The organism is Ferrovibrio sp. GW821-FHT12B10 (assembly GCF_058807515.1).
The window spans coordinates 3,020,314-3,045,624 of record NZ_JBXAQT010000001.1 but is presented as its reverse complement, the minus strand read 5'-3'; the positions used below and the strand labels follow the sequence as shown (position 1 = coordinate 3,045,624).

General features: G+C 62.6%; 24 protein-coding genes. 6 read left to right on the top strand and 18 right to left on the bottom strand.

Annotated elements, in window-relative coordinates:
• Positions 1 to 41: 41 nt before the first annotated feature.
• Both AC1RRT_RS15295 and AC1RRT_RS15290 read left to right on the top strand, forming a co-directional pair.
• Complete coding sequence (locus AC1RRT_RS15295; protein ID WP_493014669.1) at positions 42 to 1,118, top strand: hypothetical protein; 1,077 nt, start codon at positions 42 to 44, stop codon at positions 1,116 to 1,118.
• Between the two features lie 62 nt (positions 1,119 to 1,180).
• Complete coding sequence (locus tag AC1RRT_RS15290; protein WP_493014668.1) at positions 1,181 to 2,863, top strand: isovaleryl-CoA dehydrogenase; 1,683 nt, start codon at positions 1,181 to 1,183, stop codon at positions 2,861 to 2,863.
• Here AC1RRT_RS15290 and AC1RRT_RS15285 read toward each other — a convergent pair.
• The 6 genes from AC1RRT_RS15285 to AC1RRT_RS15260 all read right to left on the bottom strand — a co-directional run bounded on the left by AC1RRT_RS15285 (position 2,860) and on the right by AC1RRT_RS15260 (position 7,761).
• Positions 2,860 to 3,789, bottom strand: coding sequence for a diacylglycerol/lipid kinase family protein (locus AC1RRT_RS15285; protein ID WP_493014667.1), 930 nt, complete (start codon positions 3,787 to 3,789; stop codon positions 2,860 to 2,862). The genes AC1RRT_RS15290 and AC1RRT_RS15285 overlap by 4 nt on opposite strands.
• A gap of 7 nt (positions 3,790 to 3,796) precedes the next feature.
• Positions 3,797 to 4,453 carry an exopolysaccharide biosynthesis protein gene (locus AC1RRT_RS15280; protein WP_493014666.1) on the bottom strand — a complete coding sequence of 219 codons (657 nt, stop codon included), beginning with the start codon at positions 4,451 to 4,453 and terminating at the stop codon, positions 3,797 to 3,799.
• A 77-nt stretch (positions 4,454 to 4,530) separates the two neighbouring features.
• Positions 4,531 to 5,529: a TerC family protein gene (locus AC1RRT_RS15275; protein WP_493014665.1), complete on the bottom strand. Its 999-nt coding sequence runs from the start codon at positions 5,527 to 5,529 to the stop codon at positions 4,531 to 4,533.
• Positions 5,530 to 5,766: 237 nt separating this feature from the next.
• Positions 5,767 to 6,582 (bottom strand): TerC family protein, encoded by an 816-nt coding sequence (locus AC1RRT_RS15270; protein WP_493014664.1) that lies wholly within the window; start codon positions 6,580 to 6,582, stop codon positions 5,767 to 5,769.
• 141 nt (positions 6,583 to 6,723) lie between these two features.
• Positions 6,724 to 7,428 carry a cation efflux transmembrane domain-containing protein gene (locus AC1RRT_RS15265; protein ID WP_493014663.1) on the bottom strand — a complete coding sequence of 235 codons (705 nt, stop codon included), beginning with the start codon at positions 7,426 to 7,428 and terminating at the stop codon, positions 6,724 to 6,726.
• Positions 7,429 to 7,434: 6 nt separating this feature from the next.
• Entirely contained in the window at positions 7,435 to 7,761 is a 327-nt protein-coding gene (locus AC1RRT_RS15260) for an ArsR/SmtB family transcription factor (RefSeq protein ID WP_493014662.1), read from the bottom strand.
• 199 nt (positions 7,762 to 7,960) lie between these two features.
• Between AC1RRT_RS15260 and AC1RRT_RS15255 the strand changes: the two genes are divergently transcribed.
• From AC1RRT_RS15255 to AC1RRT_RS15245, 3 genes are read left to right on the top strand one after another with little or no spacing between them, the layout of a single operon-like run.
• Complete coding sequence (locus AC1RRT_RS15255) at positions 7,961 to 8,917, top strand: hypothetical protein (RefSeq protein ID WP_493014661.1); 957 nt, start codon at positions 7,961 to 7,963, stop codon at positions 8,915 to 8,917.
• Between the two features lie 15 nt (positions 8,918 to 8,932).
• On the top strand, positions 8,933 to 9,625 hold the full coding sequence (locus AC1RRT_RS15250) for an SDR family oxidoreductase (RefSeq protein ID WP_493014660.1): 693 nt from the start codon (positions 8,933 to 8,935) through the stop codon (positions 9,623 to 9,625).
• Complete coding sequence (locus AC1RRT_RS15245) at positions 9,619 to 10,368, top strand: SDR family oxidoreductase (RefSeq protein ID WP_493014659.1); 750 nt, start codon at positions 9,619 to 9,621, stop codon at positions 10,366 to 10,368. The genes AC1RRT_RS15250 and AC1RRT_RS15245 overlap by 7 nt, the downstream gene beginning before the upstream one ends.
• A gap of 3 nt (positions 10,369 to 10,371) precedes the next feature.
• Here the strand turns inward: AC1RRT_RS15245 and AC1RRT_RS15240 are convergent, their stop codons facing one another.
• From AC1RRT_RS15240 to AC1RRT_RS15215, 6 genes are all read right to left on the bottom strand, one after another.
• Positions 10,372 to 11,835 carry a right-handed parallel beta-helix repeat-containing protein gene (locus tag AC1RRT_RS15240; protein ID WP_493014658.1) on the bottom strand — a complete coding sequence of 488 codons (1,464 nt, stop codon included), beginning with the start codon at positions 11,833 to 11,835 and terminating at the stop codon, positions 10,372 to 10,374.
• A gap of 163 nt (positions 11,836 to 11,998) precedes the next feature.
• A complete protein-coding gene (locus tag AC1RRT_RS15235) occupies positions 11,999 to 12,457 on the bottom strand; it encodes a GNAT family N-acetyltransferase (RefSeq protein ID WP_493014657.1) in 459 nt (152 codons plus the stop codon).
• Entirely contained in the window at positions 12,454 to 15,168 is a 2,715-nt protein-coding gene (gene metH, locus AC1RRT_RS15230) for a methionine synthase (RefSeq protein ID WP_493014656.1), read from the bottom strand. The genes AC1RRT_RS15235 and metH overlap by 4 nt, the downstream gene beginning before the upstream one ends.
• On the bottom strand, positions 15,165 to 16,244 hold the full coding sequence (locus AC1RRT_RS15225) for a homocysteine S-methyltransferase family protein (protein ID WP_493014655.1): 1,080 nt from the start codon (positions 16,242 to 16,244) through the stop codon (positions 15,165 to 15,167). The genes metH and AC1RRT_RS15225 overlap by 4 nt, the downstream gene beginning before the upstream one ends.
• 11 nt (positions 16,245 to 16,255) lie before the next feature.
• On the bottom strand, positions 16,256 to 17,173 hold the full coding sequence (gene metF, locus AC1RRT_RS15220) for a methylenetetrahydrofolate reductase [NAD(P)H] (RefSeq protein WP_493014654.1): 918 nt from the start codon (positions 17,171 to 17,173) through the stop codon (positions 16,256 to 16,258).
• On the bottom strand, positions 17,170 to 18,165 hold the full coding sequence (locus AC1RRT_RS15215) for an ArsR/SmtB family transcription factor (RefSeq protein WP_493014653.1): 996 nt from the start codon (positions 18,163 to 18,165) through the stop codon (positions 17,170 to 17,172). The genes metF and AC1RRT_RS15215 overlap by 4 nt, the downstream gene beginning before the upstream one ends.
• A gap of 196 nt (positions 18,166 to 18,361) precedes the next feature.
• Between AC1RRT_RS15215 and AC1RRT_RS15210 the strand changes: the two genes are divergently transcribed.
• A complete protein-coding gene (locus tag AC1RRT_RS15210; RefSeq protein WP_493014652.1) occupies positions 18,362 to 18,955 on the top strand; it encodes an MlaC/ttg2D family ABC transporter substrate-binding protein in 594 nt (197 codons plus the stop codon).
• 73 nt (positions 18,956 to 19,028) lie between these two features.
• Here the strand turns inward: AC1RRT_RS15210 and phoB are convergent, their stop codons facing one another.
• The 6 genes from phoB to AC1RRT_RS15180 form a co-directional block, all read right to left on the bottom strand.
• The gene (gene phoB / locus AC1RRT_RS15205; protein WP_493014651.1) at positions 19,029 to 19,745 is read right to left on the bottom strand and encodes a phosphate regulon transcriptional regulator PhoB; all 717 of its coding nucleotides are present in this window, start codon (positions 19,743 to 19,745) and stop codon (positions 19,029 to 19,031) included.
• Positions 19,742 to 20,461, bottom strand: a complete 720-nt coding sequence (gene phoU, locus AC1RRT_RS15200; RefSeq protein ID WP_493014650.1) for a phosphate signaling complex protein PhoU — start codon at positions 20,459 to 20,461, stop codon at positions 19,742 to 19,744. Before phoU ends, phoB begins: the two co-directional genes overlap by 4 nt.
• 21 nt (positions 20,462 to 20,482) lie before the next feature.
• Positions 20,483 to 21,229, bottom strand: a complete 747-nt coding sequence (pstB, locus tag AC1RRT_RS15195; protein ID WP_493015182.1) for a phosphate ABC transporter ATP-binding protein PstB — start codon at positions 21,227 to 21,229, stop codon at positions 20,483 to 20,485.
• A 96-nt stretch (positions 21,230 to 21,325) separates the two neighbouring features.
• Positions 21,326 to 22,594 carry a phosphate ABC transporter permease PstA gene (pstA, locus tag AC1RRT_RS15190; RefSeq protein ID WP_493015181.1) on the bottom strand — a complete coding sequence of 423 codons (1,269 nt, stop codon included), beginning with the start codon at positions 22,592 to 22,594 and terminating at the stop codon, positions 21,326 to 21,328.
• A gap of 58 nt (positions 22,595 to 22,652) precedes the next feature.
• Positions 22,653 to 24,035 (bottom strand): phosphate ABC transporter permease subunit PstC, encoded by a 1,383-nt coding sequence (pstC, locus tag AC1RRT_RS15185; protein WP_493014649.1) that lies wholly within the window; start codon positions 24,033 to 24,035, stop codon positions 22,653 to 22,655.
• 87 nt (positions 24,036 to 24,122) lie between these two features.
• Positions 24,123 to 25,178 carry a PstS family phosphate ABC transporter substrate-binding protein gene (locus AC1RRT_RS15180; protein ID WP_493014648.1) on the bottom strand — a complete coding sequence of 352 codons (1,056 nt, stop codon included), beginning with the start codon at positions 25,176 to 25,178 and terminating at the stop codon, positions 24,123 to 24,125.
• Positions 25,179 to 25,311 lie beyond the last annotated feature (133 nt).

Genomic DNA, 25,311 nt, shown 5'->3' with positions numbered 1-25,311 from the left:
AAGGCGTGGTAACCGCCAAGCAGGCTGTTGGGGAAGACAACTTGCATCGCCGCGCCCGTGTATTGTCCGCTGTCCTGACCGCGCTTGCCGGCGCGGCCTGCGCGGAGGCCGTACTGGCGCAGGACGCGCCGCCCGCCTGCCCGGTTTTCCTCAGCGCCGCCGACCCCGGCTATTGCCATATGGCGCTGCCGCCACCCCTCCCCGATGACCTGCCCGACGTCGTGCCGCTGGCTTACGATCCGGATGGCGGCCTCCGTCTGTTGACGCGCCGCCCCCTGTTCGGACCGCAGGATGTCAGCCTGCTGACGCGCTACGGCAGTCTTGATGCCACTGAAGCCACCGGCGACCTGCAGATCGGCGCGCGCCAGCTGGATGATGCCGCCCTGCAGCCGGGCTCCGTCACCCGCGCCTATGACATGCCCTTCCTCGACGGGCTGGACCTGAGCAACACCAGCGCCGTCAGCCAGCGACCAGGCGATCCCGGCGCCGACCACACCGCCAAGTCGGTGAACAGCAAGTTCGGTCTGGCGTTTGAGGAATACGGCCTCACCTTCCGCTCCAATCCAGATGCTGCGGTGAACTGGAGCGAGCTGGCCGGCAGCAGCAGCCGGCGCTTCGGCATCGACAATTCGGTCTCGGCCGCGATCGCGCGCGACCTGACGCTCACGCTGTCGACCGGCTACGACACCCAGTCCAGCCCCGGCAACCCCACCTCGGCCAGCAGTAACGAACGGCATCGCCTTGCGGTGGCCCAGCATTTCGCCAGCGGCTACAAGCTCGGTGCCTCGGCGCAGCGCCGCAACGAATACCGCTTCCAGGAGGAGCGCGATCTCAACATCCTCGGCCTGCAGGTCGGCGTGCCGCTGGGCGAAAGCCTGAACCTCACCGCCAGCCATGAGTTCGGGCTGGGCGAAAAGCGCAACCTGGGCACCGCCAATGCCGTGCCCTTCTATGGCCAGCAGCAGAGCCTGGATTTGCAGCTGCAATGGACGCCGGCGCTGCTGGCCCGCAAGGCGATGACCATCATGGCCGGCTATACCGTCACTCAGGATGAAATGTCGGGCGCGCCCGATCCGTTTCTGACGCAGGCGCGGCTCAACCTCGCCATGCGCTTCTGACGTAACGTCACGCTTACAAAGCCGACAATCGCTGCTACTCTCAGGGTAACGGGAGAGAAGCCATGAGCGTACAGCCAGCCAAACCGTCCATCGGCGAGACCCATGAGGTCTATAACCAGCCGCCAGCGCTGGAGGATTACAATCTCTACACCACCGACCGCGCCCTGATGGCAGCGGCCGAGATCAACGGTGCCGGCTGGGCCAAGGATCGCCTCACCGTCTATGGCAGCCGCCTGGGTGATGCCGACACGATTGAGAATGGCCGGCTGGCGCACAAGAATCCGCCGCAGCTCAAACTCTTCGACCGCTTCGGCCATCGCCGCGACGAGGTGGAATTCCATCCTGCCTGGCACAGCATCATGAGCCTGATCATCGGCGAGGGCCTGCATTCCGCACCCTGGGCCGAACCCAAAGCCGGCGCCCATGTGGCGCGCGCCGCCGCCTATATCATGCATGCGCAGATCGAGCCGGGCAGCCAGTGCCCGACCACCATGACCTATGGCAGCGTGCCGGCGCTGAAAAAAGACAAGCGGCTGTCTGAAACCTGGCTGCCGAAAATCTATTCGCGACAGTATGACGGCAGCAACCAGCCGGTGGCGCAGAAGACCGGCGCCCTGATCGGCATGGGCATGACCGAAAAGCAGGGCGGCTCGGATGTGCGCACCAACTCCACGGTCGCCATCCCGGTCGGCCAGAATGGTAGTAAGGGGGGCGGCCCGGGCGAAGAATATCTCGTGACCGGCCACAAGTGGTTCTTCTCCTGCCCACAGAATGACGCGCATCTGGTGCTGGCGCAGGCGCCGGGCGGCCTGAGCTGCTTCTTCGTGCCGCGCTGGCTGCCCGATGGCAGCAAGAACGCGATCCTGATCCAGCGCCTGAAAGACAAGGTCGGCAACAAGTCGAATGCCTCATCGGAAGTGGAATTCCGCAATGCCCATGGCTGGCTGCTCGGCGAGGAAGGCCGTGGCGTGCCCACCATCATCGAGATGGGCACCTATACCCGACTGGATTGCGCGCTGGGGTCGACCGGGCTCTTACGGGGCGCCGTCGCGCAGGCGGCGCATCACGTGGCACATCGCCGCGCCTTCCAGCGTCACCTGATCGACCAGCCGCTGATGACCAATGTGGTGGCCGACCTGGCGCTGGAATCGGAAGCCTCCACACACCTGGCCCTGCGGCTGGCGCGTGCCTTCGATCGCGCCGACAGCGATCCGGCCGAAGCCGCCTTCCGCCGCCTCTGCACGCCGGCAGTGAAATACTGGATCTGCAAGCGCGCCCCCAATGCTGTGGTGGAGGCCATGGAGGTGCATGGCGGCAATGGCTATGTCGACGAAGGCCCGCTCGGCATGCTGTACAAGGAAATTCCGCTCAACTCGATCTGGGAGGGCTCGGGCAACGTGATGTGCCTGGACGTTCTGCGCGCCCTGCAGAAAAGCCCGGACGGGCTGGACGCCTATTTCGCCGACCTGATCGCGGCGCGTGGCAACGACAAGCATCTGGATGCGGCGATCGAAGATCTGAAGACGGAATTCGCCGACCAGACCGAGATCGAGCACCGCGCCCGCCGCGTCGTCGAGAAGATGATGGTCGCACTTCAGGGCGCACTCCTGGTGCGCCACTCCATTCCTGCCGTCGCCGATGCTTTCTGCGCGTCGCGGCTGGGTGGGGACTGGGGCCATGCTTTTGGCACGCTGCCCAAGGGCGTCGACACCCGCGCCATCGCCGAGCGCGCGCTGCCGGTCTAGGTACCCGCAACCTCTGCAGTGACCGGCACCTTCTCTTCCGCCGGCACCCGCACCTTCAGCGCCTGCGGCGCCACAGCATAGCGGAGCGGGCCTTTCAGCATGTCGATCTCGCCGTCATTGGCCACCGGCTTGGTGCGACGGAAATCGATGCGCAGGTTATGCGCCTTGATCACTTCCAGCGCGGGATCGCTTTCCAGCGTGCCGAGGAATAGCTTGGCGAGCTGGCTGGCCGAGCCGAGCCAGTTCTTTTCGTGGCTCACATACAGCGTCAGCTCGCCACTTTGCAGGTCGGCGCGGCTGAACAGGCGGCCGGCATTGAATTCATAACTGCCCACTGCCACCACCAGGGCCGGCGACAGGATTTCGCGGCGCTGGCCATGATGCTCGATGGTCACCTCCAACAGCCGGTGCCGGCGCACCGCGCGCCAGGCCGAGCGCAGCATGGCTGGCCATTTGGCCAGGCCGAACAGGCGCTGGCGGCGCTCGCGGTCGACCACCATTTCCGGATAAAGGCCGAGCGCCGACTTGTTGAGGAAGATACCCTCGTCGACGCGACCGACGTCAATAGGTGCAACCGTGGCATTGCAAAGCGCCGTGACCGCATTGCCGATCTCGAGCGGAATGTTCAGATCGCGTGCCAGCAGATTCATGGTGCCCAGCGGCAGTACGCCCAGCACGATATCGCGCTTCATGGCCAGTGCGGCCGCCGTGCGAAGGGTGCCATCGCCACCTCCGACCCAGACCTCGTCGCTGGCCTCGGCAGCCTTGACCAGGCTGCGCGACAGATCGCGTGGCGGCACCACATGCACGTCAACGGCCGCATGGCCGGCAGTGCGGGCGCTCTCGTGAATCAGATCACGCAGCGCGGTGGCGCCATACTGGCGGGCCGTACCGGATTCGGCATTGATGATGATGGCTGTGGTCAAAGGCGGGTCACCAGGGCAGAAAACTCGTCAGGTCGGAGCCGGCCCGGATCAGACCGACACCCACTATAACGACGGCACCCATGCTAACGATCCCTACCAGATGTCCGACCAGTGCGCCCAGGCCGTCACGGGTCAGCAGGCCAAGCGAGATCAGAACGATACCAAGCGCAAAAGGCGCATTGCCGAACGGGATTGGCAGGGCCAGACCAATGCCCTGCACGACTAGACCCAAGGCCGCCATCCCGATGCCGAAACCGCTAACCAGCCAAGTCATGCGCGGCTGGAAGTAGCGTTCCAACCGGCGCACGAAGGGAATTGCGAACAGCATGAAGCGGCGCAACAACCCGGCAGGCAGCTCACGCCGTGCCAGCAAGGCGGGGATCGGTGGGCGGGACGGCCGCAGCACTAGCCCACATGCCGCGCAAACCACCAGTATGCCAGTAATGAAACCGAGTGGTAGCCCGGGCGATGGCACGAAGCCAAGCAGACCGAGGAACAGCAACAGCAGCGGCGTCGAACGCTCGGCGAAAATCGCGATTGCCTCGCGTAGTGTCATGACACGGGTACGGCCATGACGCCGCAGTCGAGCCAGATCGTGTGCGATGCTGGATCGTGGCGAGAGTCGGGGAAAACGGCCGGCCTGTTGGCTCATCACCGAGATCATGATTGCACAATCGGGCGAAACCACGGCAGTCCGACGGCGATGCCCCGGAATTAACCGGGACATCGCCTGACCAACCATTACGATTGCGGCTCCGCTTTACGGGCGGTCAGCAACAGGGATGCGACGATACCACCCGCAATCAGGCCCAAGGTGACAGAGAGCGATACAACGGCCGGAATCTTGCCGATGATATTCACCAGGAAAATCTTGCCACCAATAAAGACCAGCACCGCCGCTAGCGCGTATTTCAGGTAATGGAACCGGTGAATCATCGCCGCCAGGGCAAAATACAGGGCACGCAAGCCCAGAATGGCGAAGATATTGCTGGTATAGACGATGAAAGGATCCTGCGTGATAGCGAAGATCGCCGGAACCGAGTCCACGGCAAAGACCAGGTCGGCAGCCTCAACCAGAATCAAGGCCAGAAACAGCGGTGTGACCCACAATACCGCCCCACCGCCTTCCGTCAGGGGCTGTCGGACGAAAAACTTCTGACCATGCAGGACAGGAGTGACGCGCAGATGATGCCTGAGGAACTTCAGCAGCGGATTATCGGCCAGGTCCTTTGGCTTGTCCGAGGCAAACAGCATCTTGATGCCGGTCAGCACCAGGAAGGCGCCAAAGACATACAGAATCCAACTCACCTCGCTGACCAAAGCAGCGCCTATAGCAATCATGATGGCACGCAGCACGATGACACCGAGGATGCCCCAGAACAGCACGCGATGTTGGTATTGCCGCGGCACGGCGAAATAACCAAAAATCAGAGCGATGACGAAAACATTGTCGAGCGAAAGGCTCTTCTCGACAAAGAAACCGGTGTACCAATCAATGCCGGATTCGGCGCCATACTGCCACCACACCCAGCCGCCGAAAATGCATGCAATGGCAATATAGCCGGCGCTGAGCAACAAGCTCTCTGTCACGCCAATCTCCCGTTGCTTGCGATGCAGGATGCCGAGATCAATCACCAGAAGCGCGGCGACCAGGCCCATGAAGGCCAACCACAGCCAGACAGGTTTATCTAGAAAATCGAATGACAATACCGCAGTCGCGACAGGAAGCAGCTGCTCCATACCGAGGCCCCTGAATCCGGATGTTGGCTAGCGATGGCATCCGACATCGCTGCCGTCCGGAAGCGGCAACCAGAGGGGCCCGAATGCAAGTATGAGATAGCTGCGACTGGCTGGGCTTCAAGGGTTGACGGCGAAAAATGACCGGCAGGCAGTCTATCCGTCCACAGATAGAAAAGGGTGACCTCCTGTCATGGAGGCCACCCTGTCTTTCGAATGCTGCTGTTTATCCGCCGCAGATCATGCCTTCGGTTCCACTTCCGGCTGCTTGCGGTCGCGGATGTCGCTGTACATGCTGCGGCGCTGAGCTCGGCGCGCCGCCATGTTGAGGCCCTCGACCAGTACCGAGAAGCCCATGGCGCCATAGATCAGCATCTTCGGGATTTCGACGTCGAAACCCTCGGCCACCAGGGCCATACCGATCATGACCAGGAAGGACAGGGCCAGCATCACCACATTGGGGTTATTGTTCACGAAGCGCGCCAGCGGCTCGGCCAGCGCCACCATGATCACGACCGACAGGATGACGGCAACAACCATGATCTCGATCTCGCGCGACAGGCCGATGGCGGTGATCACGCTGTCGAGCGAGAACACCACGTCGAGAACAGCAATCTGACCGATAGTGGGCCAAAACAGCGGATACTTTTTCTTCACCGCCACAGTGATGCTGCCGTCTTCATTCTCGACAGGCTGCTCCTCGTGGCTCGGCGTGACACGTTCGTGGATTTCGGTGGTCGCCTTCCAGATCAGGAACAGGCCGCCGATGATCAGCACCAGATCGCGGCCGGAAATCTCGATATTGAAGACGGTGAACCAGGGCTGTGTCAGAGTGATCAGCCAGGCCGCCGACAGCAGCAGCATGATGCGGGTGACAACGGCACCGATCAGGCCGAGGCGACGCGCCATCGGCTGCTGCTCGATGGGCAGGCGGCCGGTGACGATGGTGATGAAGATCAGGTTGTCGACGGCTAGAACGAGCTCAAGCGCGATCAGTCCTACGAGAGCGATCAGGCCCGACGGCGTCATAAAAACGGAAAAGTCGATGGAATCCATGTGTCTGTCTACCGAACGGGATGAGGGCGTTTAGACGTCCGACATCACTGTCATCCCGTTCATGCCAGCCAGAGGGGCCCGGACGTGCTGCGGAATGTACTCAGAATTACGGCAATTTCAAGACGCAAGTTTATGGGAATTTTATATGTCGGTCCGGACCGGCATTGTTCCATTAACACCATGGGTGCCGCGCAATTCCCCGCCTGCCTGCCGAATAACCTGTACAGCGCCCCATAGCGCCAGACCGGCCATCAGCGCGGCCACGGCCAGATCGGGCCAGGCCGCGCCGGTGGCGAAGACGCCGCTGGCGGCCAGCAGCACGGCCAGATTCCCCAGCGCGTCATTGCGACTGCAGATCCAGACCGCGCGCATGTTGCTGTCGCCCTGACGGAAACGGTACAGCAGCACCGTGCACAGGATATTGACGGCCAGTGCCGCCGCACCAATCACGCCCATGGTGGCTGGCTCGGGCACCGTGCCGGCCAGCAGATGACGAATAACCATCACCGCGACCCAGAGGCCGAACAGACCCATGGTGATGCCCTTCAGCAGCGCGGCGCGCGCGCGCCAGATCAGCGCCAGCGGCAGCACCGCCAGCGCGATGCCATAATTGGCGGCGTCGCCCAGGAAGTCGGCTGAGTCGGCCAGCAGCGAGGTCGAACCAGCGCTCAGGCCGGCGCCCAGCTCCACAACGAACATGCCGGCATTGAGCAGCAGCGCGATCCACAGCACGGGCTTGGCCGCGCCGGCGCTGTGGTCATGGCCGCCGGGTCCATGATGATGGTGGTGATCATGGTCGTCATGATGATCGTGGTTATGGCTGGGACCGCAGCAGCTCGCACCCATGATGGCTTACTCCTTTTCCGCCAGATGACCGTGAGGCTCGGTCACATGGGCAATCATGTCATCAAGCATGTGACGCACATGGGCGTCGGCCAGCTCGTAGTGAATCTCGCGGCCCTTGCGCACCGCCTGCACCAGACGCGCCGCCTTCAGCAGGCGCAGGTGATGACTGGCCAGCTGCGGCGACAGGCCGGCCGCGGCGGCGGCGGCGCTGGCCGGCGTGCCACCGGTCTGCAACACCAGCACCAGGCGCAGACGGCTGGGATCACCGAGCAGGCGGAACATGTCGGCCAGCTGCGCGGTGTGATCGTCGACGATGAGGTCAGGCTTCAACATTTAAATAGATGTTTAAATGTTTTATCGATGAGTGTCAACCAGCACAATTGAGCCCTCGCCAGTCCCGCGGCGACGGGTCTATGCTGTTCAGGTACAACGATAAAAACCACAGCCGTCGCGTGATGATCCGTATGCCGCAGCTTAGCGCTTGTTCCCTTTATGTTTCACATGAAACATCCCCCGCAGACGCGATGACCGCATGATCCGCGCCCTCATCTGGTGGCCGCTGGACTTCATGGGCCGGCATGCGACGCGCTTCCTGTTCGGCGGCGTGCTGGTCGGCCTGGCGATTCCGCCGCTGGCCAGCCTGCTGCGACCGGGCCTGGTGGTCTTCCTGCTGCTGCCGCTGACCCTGGCGCTGATGCGGCTCGACTGGAGCGCCTTCCACGCCTATGCGCGGCGGCCCTGGCTGTTCCTGCCAGTGATCATCTTCCTGCTGCTGGTCAGTCCCCTGCTGGTCTTCGCCGTGCTGACGCCACTCGGCCTGCCGCGCCCGCTGATGGAAGCCATCGTGCTGATGGCGGCAGCGCCGCCGATCACCGGCACGGTGGCGATCGCGCTGATCCTGGGGCTGGACGCCGCCTTCGCCGTCATCGCCATGGTGCTGGCCACCGCGCTGGTGCCCTTCACGCTGCCGCCATTGGCGTTGCTGCTGCTCAATGTCGAGGTGCAGATGTCGCTCGTGGAATTCATGGGACGGCTGGCGCTGATGGTCGGCGTGGCCTTCGGTGCGGCGCTGCTCGCGCACTGGAAGCTGCCGCCGGGCTGGCTGCAGAGGAACAAGCAGCTGATGGACGGCAGTTCCGTACTGGCGCTGGTGCTGTTCGCCATCGCCATCATGGACGGCGTGACCGTGAAGCTGATGGCGCAGCCGGGCTATGTGCTGCTGGCCACGGCGGCTGCCTTCATCGCCAATCTGGCACTGCAGGCGCTGGGCTACCTCGCCGGGCGTTACATGCTGCGCCTCGACCAGGCCGCCGCGCTTACGCTGGGGATTCTCACGGGCAACTGCAATATGGGGCTGGTGATGGTGTCGCTGGCCGACCGCGCCGTCTTCGACATGGTGGTATTCTTCGCCATGGGGCAGCTGCCCATGTACATGCTGCCCGGTTTGCTGCAGCCTCTGTATCGCCGTGTCGCCGCGCGCGCATCCTGATGAGGAAATGAAACCATGCCTACATTGCTGATCACCGGCGCCAATCGCGGCATCGGCCTGGAACTCACGAAGCGCTACGCCGAGGCCGGCTGGACCGTGATAGCCACCTGCCGCGATCCGCAGGCCGCGACCGCGCTGAAGGCCGTGCCCGGCGTCACCGTTGAGGCGCTGGAAGTCACCGACTACAAGGCCGTCGATGCACTGGCGAAAAAATACCACGGCACAGCCATCGACCTGCTGCTGAACAATGCCGGCATCTATGGCCATCGCGACGGCGCGCTGACCGTCAGCGACTTCGACACCTATCTGAGCGTGCTGCAGGTCAACAGCGTCGCACCGATGAAAATGGCCCTGACCTTCCTGCCGCATCTGAAGGCTGCCCAAAATAGAAATCAGGGGGCAAGCAAGATCGCCACCATCTCCAGCCGCATGGGCTCGATCGCAGCCAGCGGTGGCGGTTCGTATGTCTATCGCGCCTCAAAAGCCGCCATCAACGCCGCCATGCACAATCTGGCGCTCGACCTGAAATCGACCGGCATCAGCGTGATCGTGCTGCATCCCGGTTGGGTGAAGACCGATATGGGCGGCCAGGGCGCCGACATCGACGTGCAGACCAGCGCCGCCGGACTGCAACGCGTGATCGACGGCGTGACGATCAAGGACACCGGAACATTCCTCAACTACGACGGCAGCGAAATCCCATGGTGAGCAAAAGCATCCTGATCACGGGCGGCAGCCGCGGCATCGGTCGTGCTGTCGCCATTCTTGCGGCTAAGCGCGGCTGGTCGGTCGGCGTCAATTATGCCGGCAACGAGCAGGCCGCACAGGACACGGTGAAAGCCGTGCAAGCCGCCGGCGGCAAGGCGATCGCCATCAAGGGCGATGTCGCGCTCGAAGCCGATGCCATCGCCATGGTGGAGGCGACGGTGAAAGCTTTCGGCCGGCTGGATGGCCTGGTCAACAATGCCGGCGTGGTCGCACCGACCGCCGACCTGATGGACATGAGCCTGGAACGCCTGCAGCGCGTTTTCAATATCAACATCCTGGGCAGCTTCCTGGTCGCGCGCGAAGCCGCCCGGCGCATGGCGAAAAGCAAGGGCGGTCAGGGAGGCGCCATCGTCAACCTGTCCTCGGCGGCAGCGCGGCTGGGATCGCCCAACCTGTTCCTCGACTATGCTGCTTCCAAGGGCGCCATCGACACCTTCACGCTTGGCCTGTCGAAAGAACTGGCGCCCGAAGGCATCCGCGTGAATGCCGTGCGGCCGGGCATCATCGAGACCGACATCCATGCCAGCGCCGGCGAGCCCGATCGCGCGGCGCGCATCGGCAAGACCGTGCCGCTGGGTCGCGCCGGCACCGCCGAGGAAGTGGCGGAATCGATCATCTGGCTGCTGGACGATGCATCCAGCTACGTTACCGGCGCCCTGCTGGATGTGGCCGGCGGCCGCTGACGGTTAGGTCGGCGGGAATGTATTCCCGCTCGCGATATCGGTCAGCGTGATGGTGATCGGCGGATTGCATTCCGATGCCGGATTGCCCGACAGCGTACGGGGGTTCTGTGGCGGCTTCAGGATGGGAGTCGGACAGCCCGTGCAGGTGATCCCTTGCCAGGTGGAATCCACATGGAACCAGCTATCGAATCCGACCTCGCATTGGCTGGCCGTGCACTGTGTGTATGTCACATTGGTTGCTCCGGTGGTGCGGAACCACGACCGCGGGTCCGGCGCCCAGCCAAAGCCAACTGCCCTGGCTGGATTGCCGCCGCTGGCTTGATCGACGACCTTGACGTTGAACGCCGTGCAGCCATCGAAAGTGATGGTTTCACCCCAGGCGCTGAAGCCCGCACTCTGCCTGTCCTGCGGATTGATGGCCTGAATGTCAGTCACAGAGCAGCCCAGAATCTGAATATACGCACCATAGACTTCAAGGCCGGTGGCCTTCGCACCCGTATTATAGGGTGCCGGGCCATCAACGATATTGCTGGCCTTGAAATTCTTGACCCCGACCAGGACATCCAGGAAGACGGACATGCCGTGGGCGTCATCAGAGCAGCCCGTGATATTGCTGGCTGAGCAATCCACATATGCAAGTTCGACGCAGGCGATAGGTACGAAACCGATCGATGTATGTCCACCCGTGCGGATGTTGCCGTTAAAATGCGTCACCAGCGTATCCGCGCTGCAATTGATCGTATTGACTCCGCGCGAGAGGAGATAGCTGTAGCCCTGCGCCGACCCGTCATAGTTGGTCAGGTTGCTGACCTGACATCCTGTCACTTCGCCTTGCACCGTGCGCAGGATCTGAATGCCCGCGCCTGAGTCGGAAGTGACATACATATATTGCACGGTACAGTTCGAAATCGTCACGTTGACGCCCATATCAATGTGAATTCCAGCCGGGCAAGCATTGCGGATTCCCAGGTTGGTGAAATTCATCCCGCTGACGAGCATGTTCTGAATGGTAATATCTCCGACATTCTCAGCGCATATGCCGTAGAAGCACATATTGAGAAGCGTGCCGTTTTGGATGGTGACGTAACCCGCATTCTGAACGGATACGCCAACGATCTGCTGACTGTTATCCTGGACGGTGGCCGTCAGGCTGTAGCCGCCAAGATTCAGGGTGACGTTGCTGCAGGCGATGGTGATGGCAGAACAGGCCGCGGAGGGTGCATCCCACGTCAGATCCTTACCGAAGGTATATGTCCCCGGCTGCGTGATGATGATGCCTTCCGGCGGAATATTGTCGATCACACTGCCAGTCTGCGGGATCGGTCCCTGATACTGGCGGATGGCGGACTTTATTTCATAAAGCGCGGCGGATATGTCGTATCGGGCCATAAGGGCCTTGCGATCGAGACCTTTGAAAACCTCGTAAGAGAAAATCTTGTCGATGATGGCCTGTGCGTGATCCGACATTCCGCCCCCCGCATTGTTGTGGTGTTGCTGCACGATCCTCCTCAATAGAGGCCATGTACATGCATATCTCAACAGGAGCGATAACGGGTATGAGGCTGTATGCGCACGGCAAGCGCCGCCTGCATGCGATCGTATTAAAGCCAACCTGGGCTGTCGTAAGACTCTAGTCCAGATACAGCTTCATGCCGACATGGCTGGCCTTAAAGCCGAGCCGTTCGTAAAGCCGATGCGCACCCTGCCGGCTGTTATCGGAGGTGAGCTGCACCATCCTGCAGCCCCTCTCTTTCGCCCGCGCGATGGCATGGCGGATCAGCAGCGAACCCAGGCCCTTGCCGCGCAGCCTTGAGTCGATGCGCACGGCTTCGATCTGGGCGCGTTGTTTGCCAAGGCTGCCGAGGCCAGGAAGAACCAGCAATTGAAGACAGCCGATAATGGCACCGGCTTCATCCAGCGCCAGGATCACCTCGGCGCCGATACTCTGCAGGCCAGCGAAGGCTTTGGCATATTCTGCCGGCAGCGGATCGGTGTAGCGCTCACGGCTGCCGCCCAGATGATCATCGGCCAGCAACCGCACGATCTCGGGGAGATCGGCGGCGGTGGCGAGGCGGAAGTTCAGGTTCACTCCGCCGCCTCTGCGGCGTCGCGGGCCGGATCATAGGCCAGGTTCGGGGCTAGCCAGCGCTCCATGACGCCGAGCTCCATGCCCTTGCGCTTGGCGTAATCGGCCACCTGGTCGCGCTCGATACGGCCGACGCCGAAATAGGCCGACTGCGGATGGCTGAAATACCAGCCACTGACCGCAGCCGAAGGCCACATGGCAAAACTCTCGGTCAGCGTGATGCCGACATTCTCGGTCGGTTTCAGCAACTGGAACAGTGTGGCTTTCTCGGTATGGTCCGGGCAGGCCGGATAGCCCGGGGCCGGCCGGATGCCGCGATACTTCTCGGCGATCAGGTCTTCATTGGGCAGCGCCTCGTCGGACGCATAGCCCCAGAATTCCTTGCGCACGCGCTCATGCATGTGTTCGGCAAAAGCCTCGGCCAGGCGGTCGGCCAGCGCCTGCGCCAGGATGCCGGAATAATCATCCTGCTTCGCCGTGAATTCGCGCTTGATCCAGTCGTCCAGGCCGATGCCGGCGGTGACTGCAAACGAACCGATATAATCGGTGATACCGGTATCCTTCGGCGCGATGAAATCGGCCAGGCAGTGATTGGCCCGGTCGCGGTCGCGCTTCATCTGCTGGCGCAGCATATGCAGCTGAGCGATCTCCTCACCCGTGCCGGCCTCATCGAACAGCACAATGTCGTCGTCGTTGACCTGGTTGGCGGGCCAGAACCCGATGACAGCCGAAGCCTTGATCGGCTTTTCCTCGACGATGCGCTTGAGCATCGCCTTCGCGTCCTTGAACAGGTTGGTGGCGGCTTCGCCCACCACCGGGTCCTTCAGGATATCGGGATACTTGCCACGCAATTCCCACGAGGCAAAGAACGGCGACCAGTCGATGCGCGGGATCAGGTCGGCGACCGGATAATCCTGGAACACCTTCACGCCGAGGAAGGTCGGCTTGGGCGGCTGGTAGCCGGCCCAATCGATCTTCGCCTTGTTGCGGCGGACATCGGCGATCTTCTGGCGCGGACCGGTGTTGCGCTCGCGCGCATGGATCTCGCGGATCTTTTCGTATTCGTTGGCGACCTCGCCAGCATAGATCGGGCTGTCGTTGACTGAAACCAGCCGACCGGTGACGCCAACCGCACGCGAGGCATCAGTGACATAAACGACCGGGCCCTTGTAGTTCGGCGCGATCTTGACCGCGGTATGCACCTTTGACGTGGTCGCGCCGCCAATCAGCAGCGGCAGTTGGAGACCCTCGCGCTGCATCTCGCTGGCTACATAGCACATCTCGTCCAGGCTGGGCGTGATCAGGCCGCTGAGGCCAATGACATCAACCTTGTGTTTTTTCGCCTCTTCCAGGATGCGGGCACAGGGCACCATGACGCCGAGGTCGATCACCTCATAGTTGTTGCACTGGAGCACGACGCCGACAATATTCTTGCCGATATCGTGCACGTCGCCTTTCACGGTGGCCATCAGCACCTTGCCGTTGGTCTTGGCAGGGCCGCTGTTTTTCTCCGCCTCGATGAACGGCAGAAGGTAGGCCACCGCCTTCTTCATCACGCGGGCTGATTTCACCACCTGCGGCAGGAACATCTTGCCCGCGCCGAACAGGTCGCCGACGACATTCATGCCGTCCATCAGCGGGCCTTCGATGACTTCCAGCGGCTTGGACACGATATGCCGCGCCTCTTCGACATCCTCGTCGATGAAATCCGAAATGCCATGCACCAGCGCGTGGGTCAGGCGCTCGCGCACTTCCTTCTGTCGCCAGGACATGTCGATTTCCTGGGTGCGGGCGCCGCCCTTGAAGCGCTCGGCGATTTCCAGCATGCGCTCCGTGGCATCCGGACGGCGATTGAGCAGCACATCTTCCACGCGCTCGCGCAGTTCTGCAGGAATGTCTTCATAAACCGGCAGCTGCCCGGCATTGACGATGCCCATGTCCATGCCGTTCTGCATGCCGTAATACAGGAACACGGCGTGCATCGCCTCGCGAACCTGCTCGTTGCCGCGGAAGGAGAAGGACACGTTTGAGACACCGCCCGAGATATGGCAATGCGGCAGGTTCTCGCGGATGCGCTTGGCACCCTCGAAAAACTCGACTGCGTAATTGTTATGCTCCTCAATGCCGGTGGCGACCGCGAAGATATTCGGGTCGAAAATGATGTCTTCCGGCGGGAACCCGACCTTTTCGGTCAGCAGCTTGTAGGCGCGTTCGCAGATTTCGAATTTGCGGTCGGCGGTATCGGCCTGGCCCTGCTCGTCAAAGGCCATGACGACAACGGCGGCGCCATAGCGCAGGACCTTACGGGCCTGGGCGAGGAAGGCATCCTCGCCCTCCTTCATGCTGATCGAATTGACGATCGCCTTGCCCTGCACACATTTCAGGCCAGCTTCGATCACGTCCCATTTGGAACTGTCGATCATGATCGGCACGCGCGAAATATCCGGCTCCGAGGCGATCAGGTTCAGGTATTTCACCATCGCCGCCTTGGAGTCGAGCATGCCCTCGTCCATGTTGATATCGATGATCTGCGCGCCGTTCTCCACCTGCTGGCGCGCCACGGTCAGAGCCGCATCGAAATCGTCATTGAGAATGAGCTTGCGGAACTTCGCCGAGCCGGTGACATTCGTCCGCTCGCCGATATTGATAAAAACCGGGCCGTTGAAGCCGCGGTTTTCGGATTCGGGGGAAAAAGCCTCGTCGATGTCGGTCATGCGGCAGGCACAGCAAAGGGTTCAAGGCCGCTCAGGCGAAGCTGCGGCTGGATGACGGGAATGCGGCGCGGCTTCCTGCCGGCCACGCTTTCGGCAATAGCGCGGATATGGTCGGGCGTGGTGCCGCAGCAGCCGCCGACGATATTCACCAGGCCATGCTCGGCCCATTCGCGCAGATGGTCGGCCGTCTCGTGCGGTGGCTCGTCATATTCCCCGAACTGGTTCGGAAGCCCCGCATTGGGATAGGCGCTGACCGGCACATCGGCGACGCGGCTGAGTTCAGCGATATAGGCGCGCATTTGCTTGGCACCGAAGGCGCAGTTGAGTCCCACCGAGAAGGGCTTGGTGTGGCGCAGCGAGTTCCAGAAGGCTTCGGTGGTCTGACCCGACAGCGTGCGGCCCGAAAGATCGGTGATGGTGCCCGAGATCATGATGGGCCACTCCTCGCCCAGCTCGTCGAACAGCTCATAAACGCCGAAGGCGGCAGCCTTGGCATTCAACGTGTCAAACACTGTCTCGATCAGCAGCAGATCTGCGCCGCCCTCGATCAGGCCGCGCGCCTGTTCCTTGTAGGCATCCTTCAGCTCATCAAAGCTGATGTTGCGGAAATCGGGACGGTTGACATCGGGCGACAGCGAGGCCGTACGGTTGGTCGGGCCGATGGCGCCGGCGACGAAACGCGGCTTGGCCGGGTTCTTGGCGGTATATTCGTCCGCCGCCAGGCGCGCCAGACGGGCGCCTTCCTTGTTGATATCGTGCACGGCGGCTTCGAGATGATAATCGCCCTGGCTGATCCAGGTGCCGCTGAAGGTATTGGTCTCGATAATATCGGCGCCAGCGTCGAGATATTCCTTATGCACATCCACGATCACATCGGGGCGCGTGATATTCAGGATGTCATGATTGCCCTTGAGGTCGCTGTTGGCGCCCTTGAAGCGGTCGCCGCGATAATCCTCTTCGGTCAGTTTGCGCCGCTGCAACATGGTGCCCATGGCGCCATCCAGCACCAGGATGCGCTCCTTCGCCGCCTTGGCGAGTGCGGCGCGACGGGCCTTGCGTTCATCGGCAGTGGTCATCGTCATACTCCTTACGCGGCAGCCTCACCCGCAATGCCGGGCTTGGGCCGCACGCCGAGCACGTGGCAGATCGCATAGGCGAGATCGGCGCGGTTCAGCGTGTAGAAATGGAATTCGTCGATGCCGGCGGCCAGCAGGCGGCGGCACTGTTCGGCCGCCAGATGCGCAGCCACCATGCGGCGCGTCTCCGGGTCGTCATCCAGGCCGTCGAACTGGTCGGCCATCCAGGCCGGTACGCTGGCGCCGCAGGCAGCCGAGAACTTCACCACCTGGCGGAAATTCGTCACCGGCAGGATGCCCGGCACGATCGGCACGGTGATGCCGGCAGAGCGCGCGCGATCGAGGAAACGGAAATAGACATCGGTATCGAAGAAATACTGCGTGATGCAACGGGTCGCGCCGGCATCGACCTTGCGCTTGAGATGCTCCAGCTCGACGCGCGGCGACGCGGTGTCGGGGTGGCCTTCGGGATAGCAGCCGACGCTGATCTCGAAGTCGCCGATCTTCTTGAGGCCGGCGATCAGGTCCGTCGAATTGGCATAGCCCTGCGGATGCGGCGCAAAACCGCCAGTGCCTTCCTGCGGATCGCCGCGGAGCGCCACAATGTGGCGGATGCCGGCCTGCCAGTAATGCTGGGCCACCTCGTCCACTTCGCCCTTCGAAGCGCCGACGCAGGTGAGATGCGCGGCCGGCTTCAGGCCGGTTTCCTTGAGGATGCGCACCACGGTGTTATGAGTGCGCTCGCGGGTCGAGCCGCCAGCGCCATAAGTCACCGAGACGAAACGCGGCTCCAGCGGCGCCAGGCGCGTGACGCTGCGCCACAGGCTTTCTTCCATCTCCGCCGTCTTCGGCGGGAAGAATTCGAACGAGACCTTCAGCGGACCAGACCGCCGGGCGGCGTGAGCGTTGGCATCGGGCAACGTGGTCATTCTGCGGCACTCTTGTGAGAGGTGGACATAGCAGCGACGGCGCCATGCTTGACGGCGTGCCAGATATGGACGGTGAGCGACTGGCCAGGCAACGCGATCACCGGATCGGCATCCAGGCCGGCCGAGGCGCACCAGCCGCGCAGTTCGGCATCAGAGAAGCCGAGGCGCCGGTGGGCATGACGTGCGCGCAGATCTTCCAGGTCATGCGGCGCGAAATCGATGACGATCAGCCGGCCGCCGGGTTTCAGCACCCGCACGGCTTCCTGGATCGCCTTTTGTGGTTCGTCGGCGAAATGCAGCACCTGATGGATCACTGCAGCATCGACGCTGCCGCTGTCGAGTGGCAGGGCATACATGTCGGCCTGCCGCACCTGACAATGCTTGATGCCGGCCCGTTCCAGATTGGCGCGCGCGATGCTCAGCATGTCGCGGCTGAGATCGACGCCCAGGCCACGCTTCACATGCGGGCTGAGGATTTCCAGCAGGCGCCCGGTACCGGTGCCGATGTCCAGCAGATCGTCAACCGGCGCACCCTGCCCCAGCAGCCGCAACACGGCTGCCTCCACCTGTTCCTCGTCCACATGCAGCGACCGGATCGCCGACCACTGGGCGGCGTTGTCGCGGAAATAGCGTTCGGCGGTTTCGGCGCGGGTGCGCTTCACCGCCGTCAGACGCTCGGCATCGCGCGCCAGCGTCGCGTCGTTGCGTGGCAGCAGGCTGCTGACCGCGCGCACCAACGGCGCGCCGGACAGGCGATCGCCAACGCGATAGAATGCCCAGGTGCCTTCGGGCACCCGCTCGAGCAGCCCCGCTTCGCAGAGCAGCTTGAGATGGCGGGAGACGCGGGGCTGGCTCTGCCCCAGGATCTGGGTGAGTTCGCTGACCGTGAGTTCGCCCTGGGCACAGAGCGCCAGCAGCCGCAGACGCGTCGGCTCGGCCGCAGCCCGCAGGGCGGCCATCAGGGTATCGAGGGTCAAGCTTGAGTCAGTCATGGGTCAAACATAAACATATCTTTATGTATTTGTATAGGGCCAAAAACGGGTCAAAAAAGAATCATCGCCATACAATCATCGTCAGGCTATGGTTCGGCCGCGTTCCCGCCATATTCAGACGTCAAAAAAACTATTCCCTTCCGCCTCTTAGCCGGGATTCCCCATGCTTTCAGCCTTGCTTTCCCGCCGTTTTCTCATGGTCGCCACCGCGGCCGGCCTCCTGCTCGGCCTCCAGGCCATTTCTGCTGCGCCCGCCCGGGCCGCAGCGCCTGACCAATTCATCCGCGAAGTCGGCGGCGACACTCTCAAGGCGCTGGGTGACCGCTCGCTAACCACTGAAAAGCGCGAAGGCCTTGTCCGCACTCTTATGACCTCGCATCTCGATCTGGATGCCGTCGGCCAGTTCTGCCTTGGCCGCTACAATCGTGGCCTGACCGATGTCCAGAAGCAGGAATACAACAGCCTCTTCCTGGATTATCTGGTGAAGGTCTATTCGCAGCTGCTGTCGCAGTATAACGGCGAGACATTGGATGTGCGCGACGGCGTGAAGGCGGCCGGCAGCGAGCAGGTGGTGGAATCGCAGATCAACCGCCAGAACGGTCCGCCGATCCGCGTTGAATGGAAGACGCATGAGAAGGACGGCAAGCCGCTGGTCACCGATGTGGTGGTGGAAGGCGTGTCGATGGCCTTCACCCAGCGCCAGCAGTTCGAATCCGTGATCCAGAATAATGGCGGCAAGGTCGAAGCCCTGTTCGCTGCGATGAAGAAGCAGATCGCCGGCCGCCGCTAAAGCGCAGCGCCAGACATAAAAAAGCCGGCCATCTTACGATGGCCGGCTTTTTCTTTGTCCCGATAATGACGGGTCAGGCCATAGCGGCGGCGGAGGTCAGCTCCAGCGCATAGCCAGCCGACCGCACCGTGCGGATCACATCCATCTCGCCATTGCCGTTCAACGCCTTGCGCAGGCGACGGATATGGACGTCCACCGTACGCTGCTCGACATAGATGTCGCGGCCCCAGACCGCATCCAGCAACTGGTCGCGCGATAACACACGGCCCGGATGCTCGAGGAAATAGCGCAGCAGGCGGAATTCGGTCGGACCCAGATGCACATCGCGGCCATTGCGAGTGACCTTGTGGGTAGCGATATCCATCACCAGGCCGCCATAGGTCAGCACCTCTTCCGCCAGCGCCGGCCGGATGCGGCGTAGCACCGCGCGGATGCGGGCCAGCAGCTCACCGGGGCTGAAGGGCTTGGCGATATAGTCGTCTGCGCCGGCATCCAGGCCGCGCACGCGATCGGCTTCCTCGCCGCGCGCCGTCAGCATGATGATCGGCACGTTGCGGGCGTTTGGATCGCGGCGCAACTGGCGGCAGACTTCAAGGCCCGACAGGCGCGGCAGCATCCAGTCGAGCAGGATCAGGTCCGGCATATGCTCGGCCACCTTCAACAGGGCCTGCTCGCCGTCCATCGCCTCGTCGACCGTGTAGTTTTCCTTTTCCAGGTTGTAACGCAGCAGCGCCAGCAGCGCCGCTTCGTCCTCGATCACGAGGACCCGCGGTTTGATCGCGACGTTCATCGCTGGCCTCCCGGCGCATTCACAACCGCATAGGCGGTATCGTCGCCTTTCGGACGGTCTTCCTTCTGCATCTCGCCGGTCACCGTGTAGTGGATCAGCTCAGCGATGTTCGTCGCGTGATCGCCGATGCGCTCGATGTTCTTGGCGATGAACAGCAGATGCGTGCTGCTGGTGATGGAGCGCGGATCCTCCATCATATAGGTCAGCAACTCGCGGAACAGGCTGGTATACAGCTCGTCCACCTCTTCATCGCGGGCCCAGACCGCATCGGCCTTGGCGGCATCGGCGGTGATATAGGCATCCAGCGTGTCCTTGATCAGGGCCTGGACCAGGGCAGCCATGCGCGGAATGGCATGCACCGGCCGCACCAGCGGCGCCTGGTTCAGCGCCACTGCGCGCTTGGCGACATTCTTGGCGTAGTCGCCGATGCGCTCGATCTCGGACGAGATGCGCAGCGCCGAGACGATGACGCGCAGGTCGTTGGCCAGCGGCTGGCGGCGCGCCAGTAGCTCGATGGCGAAATCGTCGACCTGGTTGCGCAGGACGTCGATCTTGGTGTCGCTCTTCACCACTTCCGAGGCCAGGTTGCTGTCGCGCTTCACGATCGCCTCGACGGCGGCGGAAAGCTGCGATTCCGCCAGGCCACCCATCTGCACGATGAGGGTCGACAGCTTTTTCAGCTCGTCGTCGTATTTCTGGACAATATGTTGCGGCATTTTCTTATGTCCTCACTCTGCTCAGCCGAAGCGACCGGTGATGTACCCCTGGGTCCGCTCGTCCTTGGGGTTGGTGAAAATCACCCTGGTATCATCCGTCTCGACCAGGTTACCCAGATGGAAGAAGGCGGTCCGCTGCGAGACGCGGGCGGCCTGCTGCATCGAATGGGTGACGATGACGATGGTATACTGCTCGCGCAGTTCATCCATCAGTTCCTCGATATGAGCGGTGGCGATCGGATCCAGCGCCGAGCAGGGCTCGTCCATCAGGATCACTTCCGGCGCCACGGCGATAGCGCGGGCGATGCACAAGCGCTGCTGCTGCCCGCCAGACAGGCTGGTGCCCGATTCCTGCAGCCGGCTGCCGACTTCCTTCCACAGGCCCGCCTGCTTCAGCGAGGTCTCGACGATATGGTCAAGATGGTCGCTGCTTTCGGCAAGACCGTGAATGCGGGGCCCATAAGCGACATTCTCGTAGATCGACTTCGGGAACGGGTTCGGCTTCTGGAACACCATGCCGACCCGGGCGCGCAGCTGCACGACATCGACCTGGCTGTCGTAGATGTTCAGCGCATCAAGGCGGATATCGCCGACCACACGGCAATCGCGGATCGTGTCGTTCATCCGGTTCAGGCAGCGCAGGAAGGTCGACTTGCCACAGCCCGACGGGCCGATCAGCGCGGTAACCGCGCGCGCCGGGATATGCAGGTCGACATCGCGCAAAGCCTGCTTCTCGCCATAGTAGACGCCGACTTTCTGGGTCACCATCTTGATTTCGATCTCGGACTGGCGGAGATCGACACCGCTACCATTCTGCATGAAAAGTCCTTATGGCTCCGAAAGGGGAATAACGCACAGACACGATCACCAGCGACGTTCAAACCGCTTGCGCAGCAGGATCGCCGCCAGGTTCATCACCAGCAGGAAGACCAGCAACACAATGATGGCAGCCGAGGTTTTCTCGACGAAGCCACGCTCGGAACTGTCAGCCCACATGAAAATCTGCACCGGCAGCACCGTGGCGGCATCGACCGGCGTCGCCGGGATATCAACGATGAAGGCGACCATGCCGATCATCAGCAGCGGCGCCGTCTCGCCGAGAGCATGAGCCATGGCGATGATGGTCCCGGTCAGGATACCCGGCATCGCCAGCGGCAGAACATGGTGCAGTACCACCTGCAACGGCGAGGCGCCGAGGCCCATCGCAGCCTGGCGGATCGAGGGCGGCACGGCGCGCAAAGCCGCGCGCGAGGCGATGATAATCACCGGCAGGCTCATCAGCGCCAGCACCAGACCGCCGACCAGCGGCGCGGAGCGTGGCATCCCGAAGAAGCCAATAAATACCGCAAGGCCGAGCAGGCCGTACACGATGGAGGGCACGGCCGCGAGGTTGTTGATGTTGACCTCGATAACCTCGGTCCAGCGGTTCTTCGGCGCAAATTCTTCCAAATAGATCGCCGCCATGATGCCCAGCGGGAAAGCCACCACCAGGGTCACCAGCAGCGTGTAGAAGGACCCAACCACGCCGCCCCAGACACCGACCAGTTCGGGCTCGCGGCTGTCGGCGCCAGTGAAGAATCGGGTGTTGAAGCGCAATTCCAGGTCGCCCCTGGCCTTCAGCGCATCGAGCCAACCCACCTGGTTATCCTTGACCCGGCGCTGGTCTTCCGGCGCCGCGGTATCGACCTGCTTCTTCACGAAGACATCGATGTCAGACGACGTTGGCAGCCAGACGCTGATGGTCTGCCCGATCAGGGTCGGATCGGCGACGACCATGCGCGCAAGCTGCGATTCCGCACCGGCGCTGACCAGGGCCTGCAGGCGGCGGCGGTCGCCACGGCTCTGCACCTCGGGAAATTTCTTCTGCAGCGTCTCAAGAATGATGCCGCCGTAATTGCCCTGCATAATCTTGCGTGGATCGGTGGTGCCTACCGGCGCGATCTGCTCGGCGCTCAGCGCCACGTCCAGGCGGATATGAGTCTGCTGGAAAGCTGTGAAGCCGGCGCTGGCGATGGTGAACAGCAGCACGCAGAGCGCCGCGATCGAGAACAGGATGGCGGCCATGCCGATCATCTTGAAGCGGCTTTCCGCGGCATAGCGGGCGCGGAGACGCTTGGTCGCCTCCTCGGTCATGTGCACGCCAGGCGCCACCGTGGTCAGCTTCCGGTTCGGGACGGTATCGGCCAGAATATCAGTCATATTGCTCTCGATATTTCTTGACGATGCGCAGGGCAACGATGTTGAGGCTGAGCGTCACGATGAACAGCACCAGGCCCAGCGCAAAAGCCGCCAGCGTCTTCGGGCTGTCGAATTCCTGATCGCCGACCAGTAGCGACGCGATATGCACGGTCACGGTGGTCACGGCGGCCAGCGGATTGGCCGTCAGGTTGGCGGCCAGACCGGCGGCCATCACCACAATCATGGTCTCGCCCAGCGCTCGGCTGAACGCGAGGATGATGGATGCGGCGATGCCGGGCAGCGCCGCTGGCAGGATCACGCGCTTGATGGTTTCCGACTTGGTGGCGCCCAGGCCGAAGGAGCCGTCACGCAGGCTCTGCGGCACGGCGTTGATCACGTCGTCGGACAGCGAGGACACGAAAGGAATGATCATGATGCCCATGACCAGTCCGGCGGCCAGGGCGGATTGCGACGCGACAGCGAGGCCAATGCTTTCGCCGGCCTCGCGGATGAAGGGCGCGACGGTCAGCGCGGCGAAGAAGCCGTAGACCACAGTCGGGATGCCGGCCAGGACTTCCAGCGCCGGCTTGGCAAAGGCGCGCACCTTCGGCGCGGCGTATTCTGCCATATAGACAGCCGCCATCAGACCGACCGGCACCGCGACGATCATCGCGATAGCCGCGATCAGCAACGTACCGGCAAACAGCGGTACGGCCCCGAAGGCGCCCGACGAACCGACTTGGTCGGCACGGATCGCCATCTGCGGCGACCAGGTAAGGCCGAACAGGAAATCGAGCGGATTGACGGCGGCGAAGAAGCGCAGAGCCTCGAAAACCAGCGACAGCACGATACCGATAGTGGTCATGACGGCGAGCGTGGAGCTGATGATCAGCAGAATATTGGCAACCTGCTCGACCCGGTTGCGGGCGCGGAAGTCGGCAGAGATGCGGCTGCGGCCATACAGCAGGCCGGCGATACCCAGCGCCAGCACGATCACCCAGAGCGCGGTCGTGCCGATCTGGCGCAGGCTGATGTAATGCTCCACCACCGGCCGGATCGCCGCATCGGCCTTGTCGAGCGGGATGTTGCCGTAGGCCATGTTGCGAATGTCGGAAATCACCAGGCCGAGCTGGTCGGTCGGCAGCCGACGGATTGCCTCGGGCAGTTCCGCGACCACCAGCTGGCGCACCAGCGTATCTTCGAAGGAAATCCAGATGCCGAACAGGATCAACGCCGGCAGGCCGCACCAGATCACGACATACCAGCCGTAGAACATCGGCAGGGAGTGCAGGTTGCGGATCTTGTCGCCAGCCGTGACCAGCGCGCGCGACTTACCGAGGTGGTAGCCGACGATGGTCAGTCCGAGAAGAACCAGTAACAGCAGCGGCAATGACATCGTCTTCCCCGGAGCATATGCGGCTTAATCGAGAAACGAAACTTCGTGAAAATCCGGCGGCCGGTTGCCCGGCCGCCGGAGCAGTTCTTACATGGCCAGGTTGGTCAAGCCGGTGACCTGCGAGCGCACGCTTTCCAGCTCTTTCTTCGGCATGGCAACAAGACCCTTCTTCTCCAGGTAGCCGCCCTGCGCCATGGCGCGGTCGCTGACATACTCGGCGAGGAATTCCTTGATGCCCGGCACGACGCCGATATGAGCCTTCTTCGCGTAGACAAAGAGCGGACGCGACACGGGATACTTGCCGTCCGAGATGGTCTCGAAGGTCGGATCGACGCCGTCGACCTTGGCGCCATGCAGCTTGTCCATGTTCTCCTCGAGGAAGGAGAAGCCGAACACGCCCATCAGGCCCGGCTGGCCCGAAGCCAGACGCTGGACGATCAGGTTGTCGTTCTCACCGGCTTCGATGAAGGCGCCGTCTTCACGGATCTTGCCGCAGGCCGTGGCCTTCGCCTTGGCATCGGCGATGGCGTTCACTTCGGGGAACTTCTTGCAGCCGACATCCATCACCAGCTCGACGAAGCTGTCACGGGTGCCCGAGGTGGGCGGCGGGCCCATCACTTCAATCTTCCAATCCGGCAGGCTGGCATTGACCTGCTTCCAGGTCTTGTAGGGGTTCGGCGCCATCTGGCCGTTCACCGGCACCTGGGCGGCGAGCGCCAGCCAGATGTCTTCGCGCTTCAGGTTTATGTCCGGCGTGCCCTTCTTCAGGGCGACGGCGATGCCGTCGAAGCCGACCTTCATTTCAACGATGTCCTTCACGCCGGCAGCGGCGCAGGCATCGAACTCGGCCTTGGTCATGCGACGCGAAGCATTGGTCAGGTCGGGGTGCTGGGTGCCGACGCCGCCGCAGAACAGCTTCATGCCGCCGCCGGTGCCAGTGCTTTCCACGATCGGCGCTTTGAAGCCGCCCGACTGGGCGAAGCGCTCGGCCACCGTGGTGGTGAAGGGATAGACGGTCGACGAGCCGACAATGCGGATCTGGTCGCGCGCCTGCTGCGCAGCGGCCGGTTCAGCCAGCCCGAGCGACGCCACGGCGGCCAGGCCGGCGAAAAGGAGAGCCTTGTTGATCACGGTATACCTCATCGTGGTTTCCTCTGACGCACCGGATGTGCGCCGGGTGGCGGGAACGCGGAACCTGCGCTCCCAACCGGACGAGGGGGTGACTAGTCTCGACCGGCGCCGCCACTCGTAGGGTGACCCGGTGACATGGTTATTT

Excerpts from the sequence above, each read along its gene's own strand:
- AC1RRT_RS15290 (WP_493014668.1), top strand. The coding sequence starts at position 1,181 with ATGAGCGTACAGCCAGCCAAACCGTCCATCGGCGAGACCCATGAGGTC.
- AC1RRT_RS15280 (WP_493014666.1), bottom strand. The coding sequence starts at position 4,453 with ATGATCTCGGTGATGAGCCAACAGGCCGGCCGTTTTCCCCGACTCTCG.
- AC1RRT_RS15275 (WP_493014665.1), bottom strand. The coding sequence starts at position 5,529 with ATGGAGCAGCTGCTTCCTGTCGCGACTGCGGTATTGTCATTCGATTTT.
- AC1RRT_RS15270 (WP_493014664.1), bottom strand. The coding sequence starts at position 6,582 with ATGGATTCCATCGACTTTTCCGTTTTTATGACGCCGTCGGGCCTGATC.
- AC1RRT_RS15265 (WP_493014663.1), bottom strand. The coding sequence starts at position 7,428 with ATGGGTGCGAGCTGCTGCGGTCCCAGCCATAACCACGATCATCATGAC.
- AC1RRT_RS15260 (WP_493014662.1), bottom strand. The coding sequence starts at position 7,761 with ATGTTGAAGCCTGACCTCATCGTCGACGATCACACCGCGCAGCTGGCC.
- AC1RRT_RS15255 (WP_493014661.1), top strand. The coding sequence starts at position 7,961 with ATGATCCGCGCCCTCATCTGGTGGCCGCTGGACTTCATGGGCCGGCAT.
- AC1RRT_RS15250 (WP_493014660.1), top strand. The coding sequence starts at position 8,933 with ATGCCTACATTGCTGATCACCGGCGCCAATCGCGGCATCGGCCTGGAA.
- AC1RRT_RS15245 (WP_493014659.1), top strand. The coding sequence starts at position 9,619 with ATGGTGAGCAAAAGCATCCTGATCACGGGCGGCAGCCGCGGCATCGGT.
- AC1RRT_RS15240 (WP_493014658.1), bottom strand. The coding sequence starts at position 11,835 with ATGTCGGATCACGCACAGGCCATCATCGACAAGATTTTCTCTTACGAG.
- metH (WP_493014656.1), bottom strand. The coding sequence starts at position 15,168 with ATGACCGACATCGACGAGGCTTTTTCCCCCGAATCCGAAAACCGCGGC.
- AC1RRT_RS15225 (WP_493014655.1), bottom strand. The coding sequence starts at position 16,244 with ATGACCACTGCCGATGAACGCAAGGCCCGTCGCGCCGCACTCGCCAAG.
- metF (WP_493014654.1), bottom strand. The coding sequence starts at position 17,173 with ATGACCACGTTGCCCGATGCCAACGCTCACGCCGCCCGGCGGTCTGGT.
- AC1RRT_RS15215 (WP_493014653.1), bottom strand. The coding sequence starts at position 18,165 with ATGACTGACTCAAGCTTGACCCTCGATACCCTGATGGCCGCCCTGCGG.
- AC1RRT_RS15210 (WP_493014652.1), top strand. The coding sequence starts at position 18,362 with ATGGTCGCCACCGCGGCCGGCCTCCTGCTCGGCCTCCAGGCCATTTCT.
- phoB (WP_493014651.1), bottom strand. The coding sequence starts at position 19,745 with ATGAACGTCGCGATCAAACCGCGGGTCCTCGTGATCGAGGACGAAGCG.
- phoU (WP_493014650.1), bottom strand. The coding sequence starts at position 20,461 with ATGCCGCAACATATTGTCCAGAAATACGACGACGAGCTGAAAAAGCTG.
- pstB (WP_493015182.1), bottom strand. The coding sequence starts at position 21,229 with ATGGTGACCCAGAAAGTCGGCGTCTACTATGGCGAGAAGCAGGCTTTG.
- pstA (WP_493015181.1), bottom strand. The coding sequence starts at position 22,594 with ATGACCGAGGAGGCGACCAAGCGTCTCCGCGCCCGCTATGCCGCGGAA.
- pstC (WP_493014649.1), bottom strand. The coding sequence starts at position 24,035 with ATGTCATTGCCGCTGCTGTTACTGGTTCTTCTCGGACTGACCATCGTC.
- AC1RRT_RS15180 (WP_493014648.1), bottom strand. The coding sequence starts at position 25,178 with ATGAGGTATACCGTGATCAACAAGGCTCTCCTTTTCGCCGGCCTGGCC.